General features: G+C 65.4%; 10 protein-coding genes. 6 read left to right on the top strand and 4 right to left on the bottom strand.

Going from position 1 to position 14,743, the window contains the following annotated elements; translation table 11 throughout:
• Nucleotides 1-44 precede the first annotated feature (44 nt).
• The 3 genes from HY699_07000 to HY699_07010 form a co-directional block, all read right to left on the bottom strand.
• Complete coding sequence (locus HY699_07000; protein ID MBI4515546.1) at nt 45-2,375, bottom strand: GAF domain-containing sensor histidine kinase; 2,331 nt, start codon at nt 2,373-2,375, stop codon at nt 45-47.
• Between the two features lie 153 nt (nt 2,376-2,528).
• The gene (locus HY699_07005; GenBank protein MBI4515547.1) at nt 2,529-4,073 is read right to left on the bottom strand and encodes a hypothetical protein; all 1,545 of its coding nucleotides are present in this window, start codon (nt 4,071-4,073) and stop codon (nt 2,529-2,531) included.
• A gap of 201 nt (nt 4,074-4,274) precedes the next feature.
• Nucleotides 4,275-5,426, bottom strand: coding sequence for a sulfotransferase (locus HY699_07010; protein ID MBI4515548.1), 1,152 nt, complete (start codon nt 5,424-5,426; stop codon nt 4,275-4,277).
• 381 nt (nt 5,427-5,807) lie between these two features.
• Here HY699_07010 and HY699_07015 point away from each other — a divergent pair, with 381 nt between their 5' ends.
• From HY699_07015 to HY699_07035, 5 genes are all read left to right on the top strand, one after another.
• Entirely contained in the window at nt 5,808-6,869 is a 1,062-nt protein-coding gene (locus tag HY699_07015; GenBank protein ID MBI4515549.1) for an SGNH/GDSL hydrolase family protein, read from the top strand.
• 255 nt (nt 6,870-7,124) lie between these two features.
• A complete protein-coding gene (locus tag HY699_07020) occupies nt 7,125-9,575 on the top strand; it encodes a hypothetical protein (GenBank protein MBI4515550.1) in 2,451 nt (816 codons plus the stop codon).
• 335 nt (nt 9,576-9,910) lie between these two features.
• Nucleotides 9,911-10,798, top strand: a complete 888-nt coding sequence (locus HY699_07025; protein ID MBI4515551.1) for a LysR family transcriptional regulator — start codon at nt 9,911-9,913, stop codon at nt 10,796-10,798.
• Between the two features lie 6 nt (nt 10,799-10,804).
• The gene (locus HY699_07030) at nt 10,805-11,872 is read left to right on the top strand and encodes a right-handed parallel beta-helix repeat-containing protein (GenBank protein MBI4515552.1); all 1,068 of its coding nucleotides are present in this window, start codon (nt 10,805-10,807) and stop codon (nt 11,870-11,872) included.
• Nucleotides 11,873-11,888: 16 nt separating this feature from the next.
• Nucleotides 11,889-12,752, top strand: coding sequence for a fumarylacetoacetate hydrolase family protein (locus tag HY699_07035; GenBank protein ID MBI4515553.1), 864 nt, complete (start codon nt 11,889-11,891; stop codon nt 12,750-12,752).
• Between the two features lie 24 nt (nt 12,753-12,776).
• Here the strand turns inward: HY699_07035 and HY699_07040 are convergent, their stop codons facing one another.
• Nucleotides 12,777-13,556 (bottom strand): PAC2 family protein, encoded by a 780-nt coding sequence (locus HY699_07040; GenBank protein MBI4515554.1) that lies wholly within the window; start codon nt 13,554-13,556, stop codon nt 12,777-12,779.
• A 90-nt stretch (nt 13,557-13,646) separates the two neighbouring features.
• Here HY699_07040 and HY699_07045 point away from each other — a divergent pair, with 90 nt between their 5' ends.
• The gene (locus tag HY699_07045; protein ID MBI4515555.1) at nt 13,647-14,600 is read left to right on the top strand and encodes an MBL fold metallo-hydrolase; all 954 of its coding nucleotides are present in this window, start codon (nt 13,647-13,649) and stop codon (nt 14,598-14,600) included.
• Nucleotides 14,601-14,743: the final 143 nt, after the last annotated feature.

Genomic DNA, 14,743 nt, shown 5'->3' on the forward strand with positions numbered 1-14,743 from the left:
CTACGCCGATTGCGTCACTCTCCGGGGTGATGTGGCGCGGCAAATCACTGGCCGGCGCCAGCAGCAGATATCGGCGGAGGTGGCGGTAGGGGCAAGCGGACGCGGAAGGTTGATCCTTGACCGACGCGGCTGGTGACTTCGATGCTGCCTCCCAAAAGGGTCACGAAGCGGCGGCAGAGGTAGAGGCCCAACCCCACGCCATCGTGCGTCGGCGCATTGCCGCCCTGGACGAACATCTCGAAGATGTCCGCGGTCTTCTCGGCAGGAATGCCGCAACCGGTGTCGCGCACCTCGATAACCAGTTGGCCGCGCTGATCCGCTGCGCGCACCTCCAAGTTGACCTCGCCGTGGTCGGTGAATTTCAGCGCGTTGTGGATGAGGTTACGCACGACCGCGTGCAGTTTGGCCGCGTCGGTCCAAACCGACTGCTGCGGCTCGGCCACGCTGAATTCGAGCCGCACGCCCGGTTTGAGCCAACGGGCCGGGACCTGGGCGCGCACGGTCTCGATGAAGTCGCCGATGCGCACTTCGCTACGCTCAACACTGACCCCGCCGGCTTCGAGTCGGTTAAGATCGAGCGTAGCCTGGACCATCTGCAGCAGGTCCAGCGCCCGGTCGCGCATCCGGTCCAGGGCATCCGCCTGATCGCTGTGTACGGGTCCGAGCGTGCCGTCGCGCAGCAAGTCGGTGTAGCCGAGGATGGCGTTGAGCGGGGTGCGTAGCTCGTGTGACATGGCGGCGACGAACTCCGATTTGACACGATTGGCACCACGCAACTGCTCGGCCAGGTGGGCATTATTGAGCGCGACCACGCCCAGCTGCGCCAACCCCGATAGTATCCGGCGCTCGCGGGCGGTGAACGGGCCGGTACGATTCTCATGCATGATGCCGATGGTGGCCAGCGGCTCTCCGGCACGGGCGAGTAGCACCGTCAGCGACGAACGCACGTGCCAGCGCCGCATCAGCGCTGGTGGCACCAGCTGTTGGACATCGCGGTCTTGGATCTCGATCGTGCCGGCGCGGCGCAACTCCTGATAGAAGAGCGGCAGGGTGGCTTCGTCGAGTTCGACAGCGCGCAACTCCTCCAGTGCCCGTTCTGCCAACTCGGGTGCAACGGCGGCGGCCAAGCGCCAGCAACGCCCCTCGGGGCGGTATACCGCTGCTCCATCGCTCTGCAGCAGATCACGCGCCAGGCGCGCCAGATCGTTCTCGATCTGGCGCGGGTCGAGGGACTTGCCCAGGGTCTCGGCCACCGTAAGCAGGGCGGTGGCGGTTTCGGCGGCTTCTTGTTGTTCTTCGTACAGGCGGGCATTCTCGAGCGCCAGCGCGGCATGCTCGGCCAGCCCGCGAGCGAGCATGCGCTCGTGCGCCGTAAACGGTGGGCGCGGTCGGCGGTAGACGAACGCCACGGTGCCGACCAGCTGCGCGCCGCGGCGCATGGGGGCAACCAACATGCCGGCAAAGCCGAAGAGCGAAAGCGTCTCCAACGGTATCCGATCCTGAGCGCCGATGTCCGGCACCTCAACCAGAGGCTCGTCCAACAGCGCCAGCGCCCCGGGCAGCTGGGTCAGGTCGACGTAGAACTCGCGCGCGGCGCGCCGCTCTTCCTCGGAGACACCGGACACTTCGGCCACCCGGTAGTGGCTGGCCTCGTCGATCAAGTTGATCGCGCCGACCGAGGCGCCGCACAGCCCAGCGGCGCGGCGCGCCAGCCGGCGCAGCACTTCCGCCCGATTGAGAGTGGCGTTCAACTCCTGCCCGATTTCGATCAACGCCGTCGCCACCGCGGTCTCTCGCCGCGCAGCCTCGCGGGCGGCCACTGCCTCGGTGCGGTAGAAATCCCCCAGATAAGCCCCTGCCACGGTGAGGGCCGCCGCCCCGGCGATGGCCAAGAGCGCCAACACCGGCGACATCGACGAGAGCGGACTCATGCCCAGCACGCTGGCGTAGCCGGCCGTGACACCGATTGCCACAACCGCTTGCCCGACCTTGCCCAGCGGGATCATCAGCGACACCCCAGTGAGCAGCAGGATCAGCCAAATCGCCAGCAAGACCCCGTCGCCACGCACCACCGCGGTATAGGCGATCATGCTGCCGGCCAAGACCAGCACTATCAGCACCGTCAGCACCCGGCCGGCGAGCGGGTTGTGGACTCGCCGGCGAACCCAGACCGCGAAGCCACAGAGCGCGAACTGCACCGCCGCACTGGTTAGCCAGGGCCAGGTGCGCTCGGGGTGTTGGCGCAACTCACTGATGCCGCCCATCACCACCGCCAGCACCAGAATGGCCGTGGCCACCGGTACGCCGCGCACCAGCGCCACCGCCGCATCGCGGCGGATGCTGTCCTTGGCAATACTTTCTCGACTCCGATTCACGCCCGGCTCTGTGATGCGCTTACCCTATAGCCGAGCCGGACCGCTGCGGTCCACAGGCGAGTGGCCCTGTTGACGACATCTTTCGGCATCGTGATCGCCCCGCGGCATTGATCCTGCGCCCGCGCACGGACAACGGCAGAGCGTTTGCCCGAGTTACTGCCCAGCTGTGGCTGGCTGGTCGCGTACCATGACCAGGCCGAAGATGGTGGTCGAGTAAGCTATGCCACCGTCGGGGTGCAAAAACAGCGCCCCGGCCCAGTTGTTGTAGCCCTGCCCAGCACCCGTGCGCAGCTTGTAAACCGTCGCGCCGGTGCGGAAGTCGACGGCCGTGAAATACCACTGTGTGATATCGTCGCGCTCGTCGCGGAAGTAGGTGTAGATCAGGCCGCTGCCCAACGAGAGCTTGAACACGCCGATGTTCTTCTCCGGGCTGGTCCAGACGGTCTCGCAGTGGTAACTGCCATCCGCACTCCGCGTTGCATCGACACGCGTCAGCCCTGCGGCCGGATGGGCGACCGGAAACCAATGGTGACCCCAGTTGTTCTCAACCACCGCTGAATACGTGCCCGCCCCCCGCCCCTGGTCATCGGCTTGCTCGAACGCGATGGCGCTGATGTCGGTACCGCTTTGGCCCTCCTCGAACAGCGGCGCGCTGCATAGCACGCGGCCATCGGCGCGGCTTACGAACAGCAGCTCGATGCGTGGCTCGGCGTTGTTGGTGATCACCACCAGGCCGTCGGCGCCGCCGGTTAGGGTAACCGACGTGCCTGAACCGCGGGTGATGTGGCCCGGCTTCTTGCGGCTGCCGCGGGCGTAGGGCGTGCGCCAATCGGTGACCACGTTGCCTTGATCGTCATGGTGGAAGCGGTAGAGCGCGAAATCCGAAATTATGAAGACACCCTCCGGACCGATGGCAAACGAGTTCTCGATGACCTCGCCCTCGAGCCGAAGCCTGTGCACTGCACCTGAGGCTACGTCCACCGTCCCCACCATGCCGGCAGTAGTGGCGTACCAGTAGTAGTCCCCGCGCCAATCCGGCAGCACCCAGGCAACACTGTCGCGCTTGGGCCACGGCATCGCCACGACGTCGTGCGCCAGATCGTACGTGCGCTCCAGTCTCAGCTGGGCGCCGCTGCGCGGCTCCGGGACCTGGACCACTTGGATCGTGTTGTCGGTGGTCGGTACCACCGCGCGGTCCTGCTGATCCAGGTAGAAGTAGACGCCGGCGCCGATGTACTCCCACGGCCAGAGGCCCTGTAAGACCCAGTAGTAGGGCCGCGGCGGAAGATCGAATGATTGCAGCAGTTCGAGAGTGTAGGGGTCCAGTAGCTCGACGCGAAAACTTCGGCCGTTGCCGTAGACGCCGACCACGCGCCCGGCCCGGTCGTAGGCAATCGTGCCATAGCCGCCAAAGCCGCGTGAGCGCGAGCTGACTCGGGTTTGCACGCCGAGTGGCCCGGGGGCCTCGTAGGTATCGCTCATCGAGGCATCGTTGTGCATGTTGCTGCCCGCATTCGCCGCCATGAACGGATGTTGGGGAACCTTGACGTGGGGAATGGGCTGGGAGGAGTTCACGGGTTGATAGCGGGTGAGTTGCCCGCCCACGCCGCCCCGCTGGTCGCCGTCACCGATGGTGTTGCTCCGCAGCAGGCGCAGCGCTTCGCCAGGGAAGAACAGCCACCCGGGGATAGGCTGCACGCCATCCTCAGCCGAGCCGCATCCCGGCAAGACAACGCCGAGCAGCCACAGATGAACGCAGACGATCCCCAACCACGCGCGGCGACGTCTTCGCCCGTCTGACAAAGACCCGAGGTCGCGTCGGCTCGGAACGTCAGCTGGCAAGTTCAGTGCCGAGCCCTCAGTGCTGCCGTCGTTATGCATTGGTGGGCACCTGTGGCTTCACGCCTTCGCTTGGGTAGCGCTCAACGGCTCCAGCCGCGGATAGCCCCATTCCTGCAAGGCGAATTTCCAGTGGCGGTTGACCTTATCGATCACCGCGTCGTCCACCCGGTAGGTGTTCTTCTGGAAGTTGGTCACCGCGTCACTGTAGGCACGCAAGGCCGGCTCCGCGGCGGCGAACCCGGGCAGGTGCAAGCCGTCGTAGATCCGCCTCAGCTGCTCGAGTGGGGCGGCCTCCAACTCCTCGTACTTCACTTCCACCAGGTGGCCGGCGGGGATCAGCGACTTCTCCGCCAGGTACTTGCACATGAGCTGCTCATAGAAGTGCAGCACCAGGGCTTCGATTTGCTGTGGGCTGATATGCTGCAGCTGCGCCTTGGGCAGCACGACCTTGTACACCCCCTTCATAGAAGGCAGCACGCGGTAGGGGTCGCGGCAGATGTGGATGAACTTCGCCTGCGGGAACAATTCGAGCAGCACCCGGACACGCCCGCTGTTGGCCGGGTCCTTGAGCACCAGCGGCTTGCCGCCCGAGCGCAGCGTCGCTTTGCGCAGCAGCGTGAGATAGGCGCGCTTCCACTCGGCTCGCTCGGCCGCGCTGAGGTTGTGGAGCAGCCCGTACTTATCGAAGATCTCAGCGGCTTGCTGCGGCAAGGTGTAGAGATGCAGCCAGGCGTAAGGGGTCATGTTGGCGAGCGCAAAGCTCTCCTCCTGGGGGGCATCGAGGTCGAGCGGCATGTTATCGATTTCCCGGGTGGGATGATCCTTCTGCGCCTTGCGGGCGAGCCACGACTTGAGGCGGTGTTCGCCACCGAGGCAGAAGCCCGGAGCCATGGCTTGAAACGTGGAAATGTAACCGAACTGCCGATCCTGGCAGAGCAAGTTGTGCAAGTGGGTCGTGCCGGTGCGCCAGTGCCCGAGGATGAAGATCGGTGCCGGATGGATCGCGGTGCGGTCAACGAGGCGACCGTAACGGACGCTTTCATAGAGCCGTAGCGGGCTGGTTAACAGGGTAGAAAGCGACACCGCCAGCAGGCGCGGCAAGTACTCGCGCTCGATGTGCCGGCTACTGCGCGCCAGCCGCAGCCAGCTGCGAAACGAACCGAGGGCGACCGGATGCTCGAAGTTGGCGGCCCACCGTTGTCCGGTCATGCACTTGCTCCCCGCCGGCACGCGCACCCAGCCCGTCGTGAGCCGGTGCGCCGCCGTGCCCGGCTGCCATACTGATTGATGGCCCTCCGGGTCAACCCCCGGCCAAGTGGACTACCCACCATTCGGGCAAGGCCAGAGCCAACAATAGCCTTGGCTCCGCATGGTCGATGCTATGCGCTTGTATAACCAAGTAGCCGCACGGGCATCTGCATCCCGGCTTTCGGTGATATTTTCTTTGATGCCTATCTTTTTTCTTGACGCCTAATTCAAGAGTGTGGTACCCGCCTGCTCCAAATTTCGGGCTGCATTAAGCGGCCCCAAGAAAAGGGGGAGAGTATGGAGCGAAGGCAAAGGCAGGGTCGGGGGCGGTTTCTGCGCCTGATGGTGGGCGCGGCGGCAGTCGCGCTGAGTTCCGAGGCGATGGCCTCCACGATCACGCAAAATACGTCGTGGACGATCGATCGCTCGGGCACGACGGCGAAGTATCGGGTGGTCGGCTACGGCGACTCGATCTACGCCGGCTATCGCGGTTCGCTATCGAGCGTGGCGAAACGCGCCGCCCCGTGGGTGAGCGGCGAGTACGCTTCCAACGCCTGGAACAGCGATATCGAAGTGATTCGCCGTACCAAGTCGGGGGCCAAGGCCGACGACATCTACAACAACAAGATCGTGGCCGAACGCTCGTACATGCAGGCCACCACCACCCGGGTTGTGACCTTCGAGATGTGCGGCAACGACTTCCTGCAGGCGCGCAGCAACTTCGCCGGCCAGACCGGCACTTGCAACTACGGCGTCATCACCACCGCGCTGACTAACTGCACCACCTACCAAGAGAGGGCGATGCAGTACATCAACGCCAACGCCTATTCCGGCACCAAGCTAAAGGTGATCTCCAACATCTACTACCCCGGCTACAACGCCGACAATGCCCTCAGCGGCTGCAATGACCCGACCACCGGGCAGAAGGTCAACAAGCGGGACAAGTTCTTGCCCTACCTGGCGCAGAGCAACTGGCGCGCGTGCAATTTCGCCAACACCTACGGCTTCCAGTGCGCTGATTCGTTCGCCCAATACATGGGCGCCGATTACGACTCGAACGGCGACGGCCAGATCGACTCCGAGGCGCTTAAGTACGTCGCCGGGGAGAGCGAGGCCACCTACGTCAACCGCATCACCGTGACGTTGAAGGCCACCCTGCGCGACTCCAACACCCACTTCGTCAACTCCACTACTAGCTACGACTACCTCCAGTCGGACGACACCCATCCGACTTACACCGGCGGCACCGTTTACGTCGGCCTCTTCGGCGGCACCGGCACCGGCTCGGGCGCGCCCGACTACAGCGGCAGCCAGATCGTCGGCGGCAAGAACCCGGTGTGGAACCGCTACGGCCACGAGCGCATGGGCTGGGCACTGTCGGTGTTCAATCCGACCGCGCCGTAACACCCGCAGCTACGCACTAACCGACAAGGTGGGGCGGGCTTACCACCCGCCCCCCTTGTTCATCTCCACCACCCCGACCGTCTGCGCCGGCAACTGCGCGCCGGCCGTTCTCAGCGACAACTGACAAAATGCCGAATCGAGGGCGCTCCTGCCCCTTGTACCTTTGTCCCCAGTGCAGTATGAGGCGCCATCAGCGCGTGATGATGTGAGCAGGCCTACAGGTAGGTCAAACCTTGCAACAGAGGGAGGTGTTCCGTGATCAACTGGCGTAGTTGGCACCAATACTGGCAAGGCTGTCTTGGCGTGGTAGTGGGCCTGGGCCTGCTGTTCGTACCGGCTGCAACCCGGGCGCAGTGCGTCGGCGACTGCAACCTCGACGCGGAAATCACCATCGACGAACTAGTCTCGCTGGTCAACATCTCGCTCGGCAGCGCACCCCTGTCGGGATGCCCGGCAGGCGATGCTGACAACTCCGGCGACGTCACCGTCGACGAGATCGTTACCGCCGTCAACAACTCGCTGAACAGTTGCCCGCCTCCACCGCCAACACCAACGCCGACCACCGCGGAACCCACGGTGGAGGCCACCGCCACGCCCACCACGGCCGAGCCGACCGCCACGGCGACCGAGATTCCACCCACCGCGACGCCGACCGAGGTTCTACCGACGGATACACCCACCGAAATCCCACCGACGGACACGCCGACGGAGGTTCCGCCGACGGATACGCCCACCGAGATTCCGCCCACCGCGACGCCCACCGCTACCAGCACGCCCTCAGGGGGTATCGTCACCGGCCGAGTTCGTGACCGGCTACTTCACGACGTGCCCAACGCCAGCGTGGTGCTGATCGACGCCGCCCAAGTGGCAGCGAGCGCGGTATCGGTCGAAGAACCATTGGCAACGTTGGCTCTTTCCAGTCTCGCGGCCGGTGTTACCGGCGCGGATGGCCGCTTCAGCCTTTCCGGGGTGGCCCCCGGCAGCTACTTCGTCTACGTCGCCCCGCAGCCGCAGTGGCTGCCGGGCGGATCACTATCACGCGCCGCTACGCAGATTGCCGTCGGACCGAATGACCTCGGCGACATAATGATCTCGCAGCAGCCGAGCAGCGAGGCGGTTTACAAAGGATCGTCCTATTGCCTCCTCTGTCACCGAGAGAACGGCGTCGGCCCTGACGCCAGCGGCTACAAACGGACCCTCCACGCGATGACCTACAGGGTCCCCGGCGTGTACACGGCCAACCAGGACCCGTCACCTTATCCGGGCCGCGACCGCGCGCTGGTCTATTTCCCCGACGGGAACGCCAGCGACAATACCGGCGCCGGTGACGGCTACGGCTACCTGCTCACCAATATCAGCACCGCCTACGATGTGCTGCTCGGCCGCGAAGACGGCGGCGGCCGTTATTTCGCGGTCTTCCGCACCAAGGATGGTACGATCGCTTCGGAGCGCTACTACGTTGAGATCACTTTCGGTGGTGAGGGTATTTGGAAGCAACGCTTCATCACTCGTATCGCCGACGGCCACCACGTGGCTGCTGGTCAGGGCAGCTACTACATCCTCCCGATTCAGTTCGACGAGTCGATTCAGGAGAACCTCGCAGTCAACCCAGTAAACCCATGGCTGGCCTATAACGCCGGCAACTGGCCCGCTGCACCGAGCGAGAATGGCGGGCCGACGGGGGTGCCGACGAAGGTGAAGTCGTTCGACCTCAACTGCGCCGGCTGCCACTTCACCGGCACCAAGCTCACTGTTGATGCGCAGGGCAACTTCCGCGCCGATGCGGTCGACGACCCGAACGGGGTGCTCGACTACGACGGCGACGGTACCCGCGACGAGATCGTGCAGGGCTGCGAAGACTGCCATGGCCCGGGCTCCGAGCACACGGGCCAGGGACCGATCATCCAGCCGCAGCTCCTCAGCGCCGAACGCTCGGCAATGATTTGCGGCCAGTGCCACGTGCGCGGCGAGGGCAAAGGCACCATGGCCGGGGCCCACACCGAGTACCCCTCGCGCGGCGTTGACGCTAACATCGAGTTCCCGCGCGCCGGCATCTCGCGGGCGGAGTTCAAGGAGCAGTTCCACGAAGACCGGCCGGGGCAATGGCCGGATGGGCAGCAGCACGCCAAGTCACATCATCAGCAGTACCACGACCACATCCGTTCCACCCACTACCGCAACCCCTTCCAGCTGCTCGCCTGCGACAGCTGCCACACGCCCCACGACACCACCAACCCCCATAACCTGATCGGCAAGCTCGAAGACAACAGCGCCTGTTTGCGCTGTCACGCGCCCTTCCCGCCGTTCTCCATCCCGCTCGGGGTTGGTGCCGAAGCGGTGGCACTGGCGGTCGAGCGCCACATGAGCGAGGACGCCTACATGGTGTCGCCCTACGATCCCGCCAACGCCCTCGGCCTGATCGATTTCACCAGCCTCGGTTACGCCGCAACCCCGTTCATCGGCGGCCCGGGCAACTGCGCCACCTGCCACATGCCCAAGACCGCTAAGTCGCAAGGGCAGTGGACCAAGGAGAACGGCCGTAGCGGCACGATCATGTGGGGCGACATCAGCTCGCACCAGTTTGCGCCGATCTGGCCATCGGTGAGTTCAGCGATGAAGCTGGCCGGGCAAAGCGAGGTGATTCCCAACTCGTGCGGCGTATGCCACAACGCGCTCACCGATACGTATCCCGATCTGGTGCCCTAGCGACCGCTGCCGCTGTCGGGTCCGCCCCGCTCAAGGGCGGACCCGGTCTCCCTCCTGCTGTCAGCCCCCTGGCAATGACGGGAGGCGCCCTCCGCGTGCGACGCTATCGCGGGAGACGGCGGCTGCAACGGGGGAGTGGTCATCTGCATGCGCACGGCCACGGCGGGCGCTGGGTACCACCGCCACTCAGCCCCCGCAGGCGGCAAGACGCCCGCAGTCTGGAAACCGCCTCCTGCTCCGCGAGATGCAGCCGCGGGCCGCAGCAGGGAGCGTTGACCGGCAGATAAGCAGGCCTTCTTGACTTCCCGCGGTGCTGCTCTACTCTGGGGGCCGCTATGCACATCGAGACGTTACGAGTGTTCTGCGACGTGGTCGATACCGGCAGTTTCTCCGCCGCCGCTTCGCAGAACTACATTACCCAGTCGGCTGTTAGCCAACAGCTGCGGGCGTTGGAGTCACGTTACCAGTGCACGCTGCTCGAACGCAGCCGCCACGGGGCCAAGCCGACGGCGGCGGGGGAAATCCTCTACCGCGTCAGCCGGGAAATCCTGGAGAAGTACCGCGAGATCGAAACCCAGCTGCAGGAAAGCGGCAAGGTCGTCGCCGGCAGCCTGCGTGCCGCGATCGTCTACAGCGTCGGACTCCACGAGCTGCCGCCGTACCTCAAAGAGTACATGCGGACCTACCCCCAGGTGAACGTGCACGTCGAGTACTCGCGGCCGAACAAGATCTACGACAGCGTCATCGCCGGCCAAATCGACCTCGGCATCGTCGCCTACCCCCACAAGCACCCGCAAATCCAGAGCGTGCCCTGGCGCGAGGATCGTATGGTGCTGGCATGCCCGCCGGATCATCCGTTCGCCTCGCTGAAGAAGGTAAACATCGGCAGGCTCAACAACGAGAGCTTCGTCGGCTTCGAGCAAGATATACCGACGCGCAAGGCCACCGACCAACTGCTGCGCGACAACCAAGTCAACGTGCGCTACGTTGGCGAGTTCGACAACATCGAAACCATCAAACGCGCGGTCGAGATCGGTCAGGGCATCGCCATCCTGCCGATCGCGGCGATCCGCTTGGAACTCGAGCACGGCACGATCAAAGCCGTCCAGCTGGCAGAGGTAACCCTGGCACGGCCGGTCGCCATTATTCACAAGAAGAGCCGCCATCTCTCTCCGGCCGCGGTGAAGTTTATCGAAATGCTCCAGCGCGAGGACCTGCGGTAACGGCCGGTGAACTCCTCGTTAATGCGCCGGCTCCGGTCGGCCATCGCTTTCGCCGCCCTCGCTGCCTGCGGTGGCGGCGGCGAACAGGCCCCACCACCGAATCGGGCCGAAGACCTTTATGTGCGCACCGGTGGCAACGATGCCAACAGCGGCTTGACCGCCGCGGAAGCGCTGCGTCAGGTGGCCACCGCGGCCGATCGCTCGACCCCAGGCGACCGCATCGTGGTCGGACCGGGCGTCTACACCCCGGTGAACATCAAGAACGAGGGCACCGCGGCGCAGCCGATCACCTTCCTCGCCGATGCCGCCGGCACCCTGACCGGCGATGCCGCCGGCGAGGTGGTTCTGGACGCCGCCGGAGCTGAGGCCGCCTTCAAGGTCTCGAATAAGTCCTACATCATCATCGACGGCTTCACGGCGACCGGCTCCGCCGCCGGCAACACCGCGGGGGTCTTGGTCAAGAGCAGCGCCAGTCACGTGACCATCCGCAACTGCATCGCGCGGGGCAACGGCGGCCAAGGCATCCGTACGGCTGATGCCACCGACGTGACCATCGCCAACAACCTGGTCCTCGACAACGACGGTTTCGGCATCCAGGTGCTGGGCCAGGTGACCGAGAATCAGCCCCAATCACTGCGGGTTCGGGTGTATAATAACACCGTATTCGCCAACGGTAGCGGCGGTATCACCGTCGGCAGCAGCGTCCGCCCGGCGCGCGACACGTTCTTCGTCAACAACATCATTGACGGCAACAGCAACGCCGGCTTCGGCGTCTTCACCGACCCACCCAGCTCGCTCGACGGCTTGGTGGAGCGTTACAACTTGAACAACGATGGCTATGCCGGCGTGTCAATGAACCCGCTGTCGTTCTCAGCCGATCCGCGGTTTCGCCTACCACCCGCGGACTTCCGTCTGGATCAGCTACCGGAGCAGATGACAACCAGCCCGGCGGTGGACGCGGGCGACCCGGCAACCCCGGCCGATATTGTCGAGCAGGTGGCGGCCCGCACCACTGCCACCAGCGGCGTTGCGGACAGCGGCCGCGTGGATCTCGGCTACCACTATCCCCGCTGATTACTGAGCGGCAGCAATGCGGCTAGTGACCTTCGACCACGCCGGCCGGCAGCGCCTCGGCGCTGACAGCGCGCGTGGACTGGTTGATTTCTCGGTGGCGGCACCGGACTTGCCGGGTACCATGCTGGCCTTCTTGGGCGCGGGCGCTACGGCCCGCCAGCGCGCCGCGGCCGCGGTGGCGCGCGCGCAGCAGGACGGCACCGGTCTGGTCCCGGCAGGGGCCACAACCCCGGCCGCGCCGCTGCCGCGCCCGGGCAAAATATTCGGCATCGCGCTCAACTATCGCGATCACGCCGCCGAGACGGGCCAGCCCATCCCGGCGGCACCGCTGGTGTTCTCCAAGGCGGTGACCGCCGTGATCGCTGCCGGCGCGCCGATCGTCGTTCCGGCCGTTTCTGCCGCGGCCGATTACGAGGGCGAGCTGGCCGTCGTCATCGGGCGCACGGCGCGCCGGGTGCCCGCCACTGACGCCCTCGGCTACGTCGCCGGCTATACCATCATGAATGATGTCACGGCTCGTGACTACCAGGCCCGCTCCGGGCACTGCCTGGCGAAATCCTTCGATACCTTCGCCCCCATGGGCCCGGTCATCGTCACTGCGGACGAGATCCCCGACCCCGGCTGCCTTGAAATCCGCACCACCCTGAACGGCGAGGTGGTGCAGCACTCCAACACCCGACACCTGATCTTCAGCGTAGCGGTACTGATCGAGTACCTTTCAGCCGGGGTGACCCTCGAGCCCGGCGATGTGATCACGACGGGCACTCCCGCCGGGGTCGGCTTCCGCCGCCAGCCGCCGCGCTTCCTGCGCGAGGGCGACACCGTGCGTATTGAAATCGAGCAGATCGGAGCGCTGGCGAACCCGGTGGTTGCGGTCTGAGGACCAGCGCAGCGGCGGCCGCTGTCAGTTGGCAAACTCGCGCTTTTTCAACTCGCGCACGTAGGCCGACAGCTTGGCATCGGCGGCCACGGCCTCGTCGATCTTTTGCTCGAAAACCCCGGCGGCTGCCTGCAGCGGGCCGAGATCGGCGGGGAGCTTGAGGAATGCGGTCGCTTGCATGAGCAGCGCCAGCGCCCCGCGCGGGTTGGGCAGCGCGGCGATGTAGTGCGGCAGCGCGGCCCACAGGCTTACGTGCGTCAGCCCCTCGCGCCGGCAGGCATCAACGAGCACGCCGACGATACCGGTCGGGCCTTCATAGCGTGTGCTGGTCAAGTCGAGTCGCCGCAGCAGTTCCGGATCGGAGGCGAAGGCCGTAATCGGCACCGGCCGCGAGTACAAGACTTCGGCGAGGTAGCCACCGAGGGTGACGACCACTTCCACCTCGCAGTCCTTGATCAAGCGCATGACGATGGCGCAGAAGGCTTTCCACTTGAGATGTGGTTCGGGGCCCCAGCCGAAGACCAGATCGCACGGTAGCGCCGGGTTGGCGGTGAAATGGAACTCGTTGGCAGTCCACTCCACCTGGCGCTGCAGCCCTTCGGTCAGCCGCACCTGTGGCCGCTGCACGGTGAAGTCATAGAACTCGTCGGGATCGATCGTGGCCAAAGGCTTGGCCGCGAACTGCTCGGCGAGATAGCGCACCGCCACCGAGGCCGATTGCCCGGCATCGTTCCAACCGCCGAAGGCCATGATCAGCGCCGGCTGCCGCAACTGCGGCCGCTCGTGATAGTGCAGCGCATTCATAGTGCTGACCATCTCACAAAGCGGGCGCGCTGAGAAGTGCGGCGATAGCGCGGTTGCAATGGCCGGCGGGTGGTGGCAGCGTCCGCAACTATGCGGCGGCTGATCGGCTGCGTGCTGCTGATGCTGGTGGGCTGCGAGCGCGCACCACGGGTGCCCTATATCCCGCCGGTGTTGCACAACTGGCCGGCGGCCTACCGCGGCGTCGAGGGCCTGCGCCTCGAGGCCTTCGTCACCGGCTGGCTGCACCTGCCCGAAGCGCTGGTCTATCGCGGCGGGCGCTGGACGACCCGTACGCTGCCGGTGCTGGCATTCGCCATTCATCATCCGCAGCACGGTGTCATTCTTTTCGGCAGCGGCTTAAATCGGGCGGTGGCGAAGAACGCAGGTCGGTACTTCGATGGGCTGTTGGGCCTGGTGCTGCAGGCCGAAGCCTATCCGGAACTGGACCTGCCGGCGCAGCTGCTGAGCGTGGGGATCACGCCGGCCAGCGTGCGCTGGATCATCCTGCCGAGTTTGCAGTTCGATTCGACCGGTGAAGTGGAGGCGTTTCCCGAGGCTCGCGTGGTGGTGGCGCGCGCCGAGCACGAGTACGCTCGCAACCCCGGGCTGGGCTACCTGCGGCGGGAGTACGACGATGTCGCCAGTTGGTGGTTCATCGACTTCCCGCTCGACCGCCCGCTGGCAACCTTTCCTGCATCAACGGACCTGTTTGAAGACGGCAGCTGCGCGCTGCTCGATGTGGCAGGCTACACCCCCGGTTCCTTGGCGCTGCTGCTGCGCCTGGCGAGCGCGCCGCTGCTGCTCGCCGGCAACCTGGCGCCAGTGGAGGAAACTCTGCGTTACGCCGCACCTGCGCTCGGGGCGGCGGATGCGGCGCAGTGGTGGGATCGGATTTGGCGCCTCAAACGCTTCCGCGACCTCGAACCGGCGCTGCGCATAGCGCCCGGTCACGACACCGTCTCGTTGTGGCGTAACTCACCCGCCGAGTTGGTTCTGCACGACAGCACGCTGCCCCGGGACGCACCGCCCCGCCAGCGCCCCTGAACCGCGCCACGGCACTATACAGGCGCGCATAATTAAAGGGACATGATGATCAGCAGAATGGGTGGAGGTAGCCACGGATCGTTTCGGGATGCGCCTGCATATCGCCGAACACTCTGCTCAGGGTGCCGATGAGTTCCGCTTTA

Source organism: Deltaproteobacteria bacterium, assembly GCA_016210005.1.
Lineage (GTDB): Bacteria > Desulfobacterota > Binatia > HRBIN30 > JACQVA1 > JACQVA1.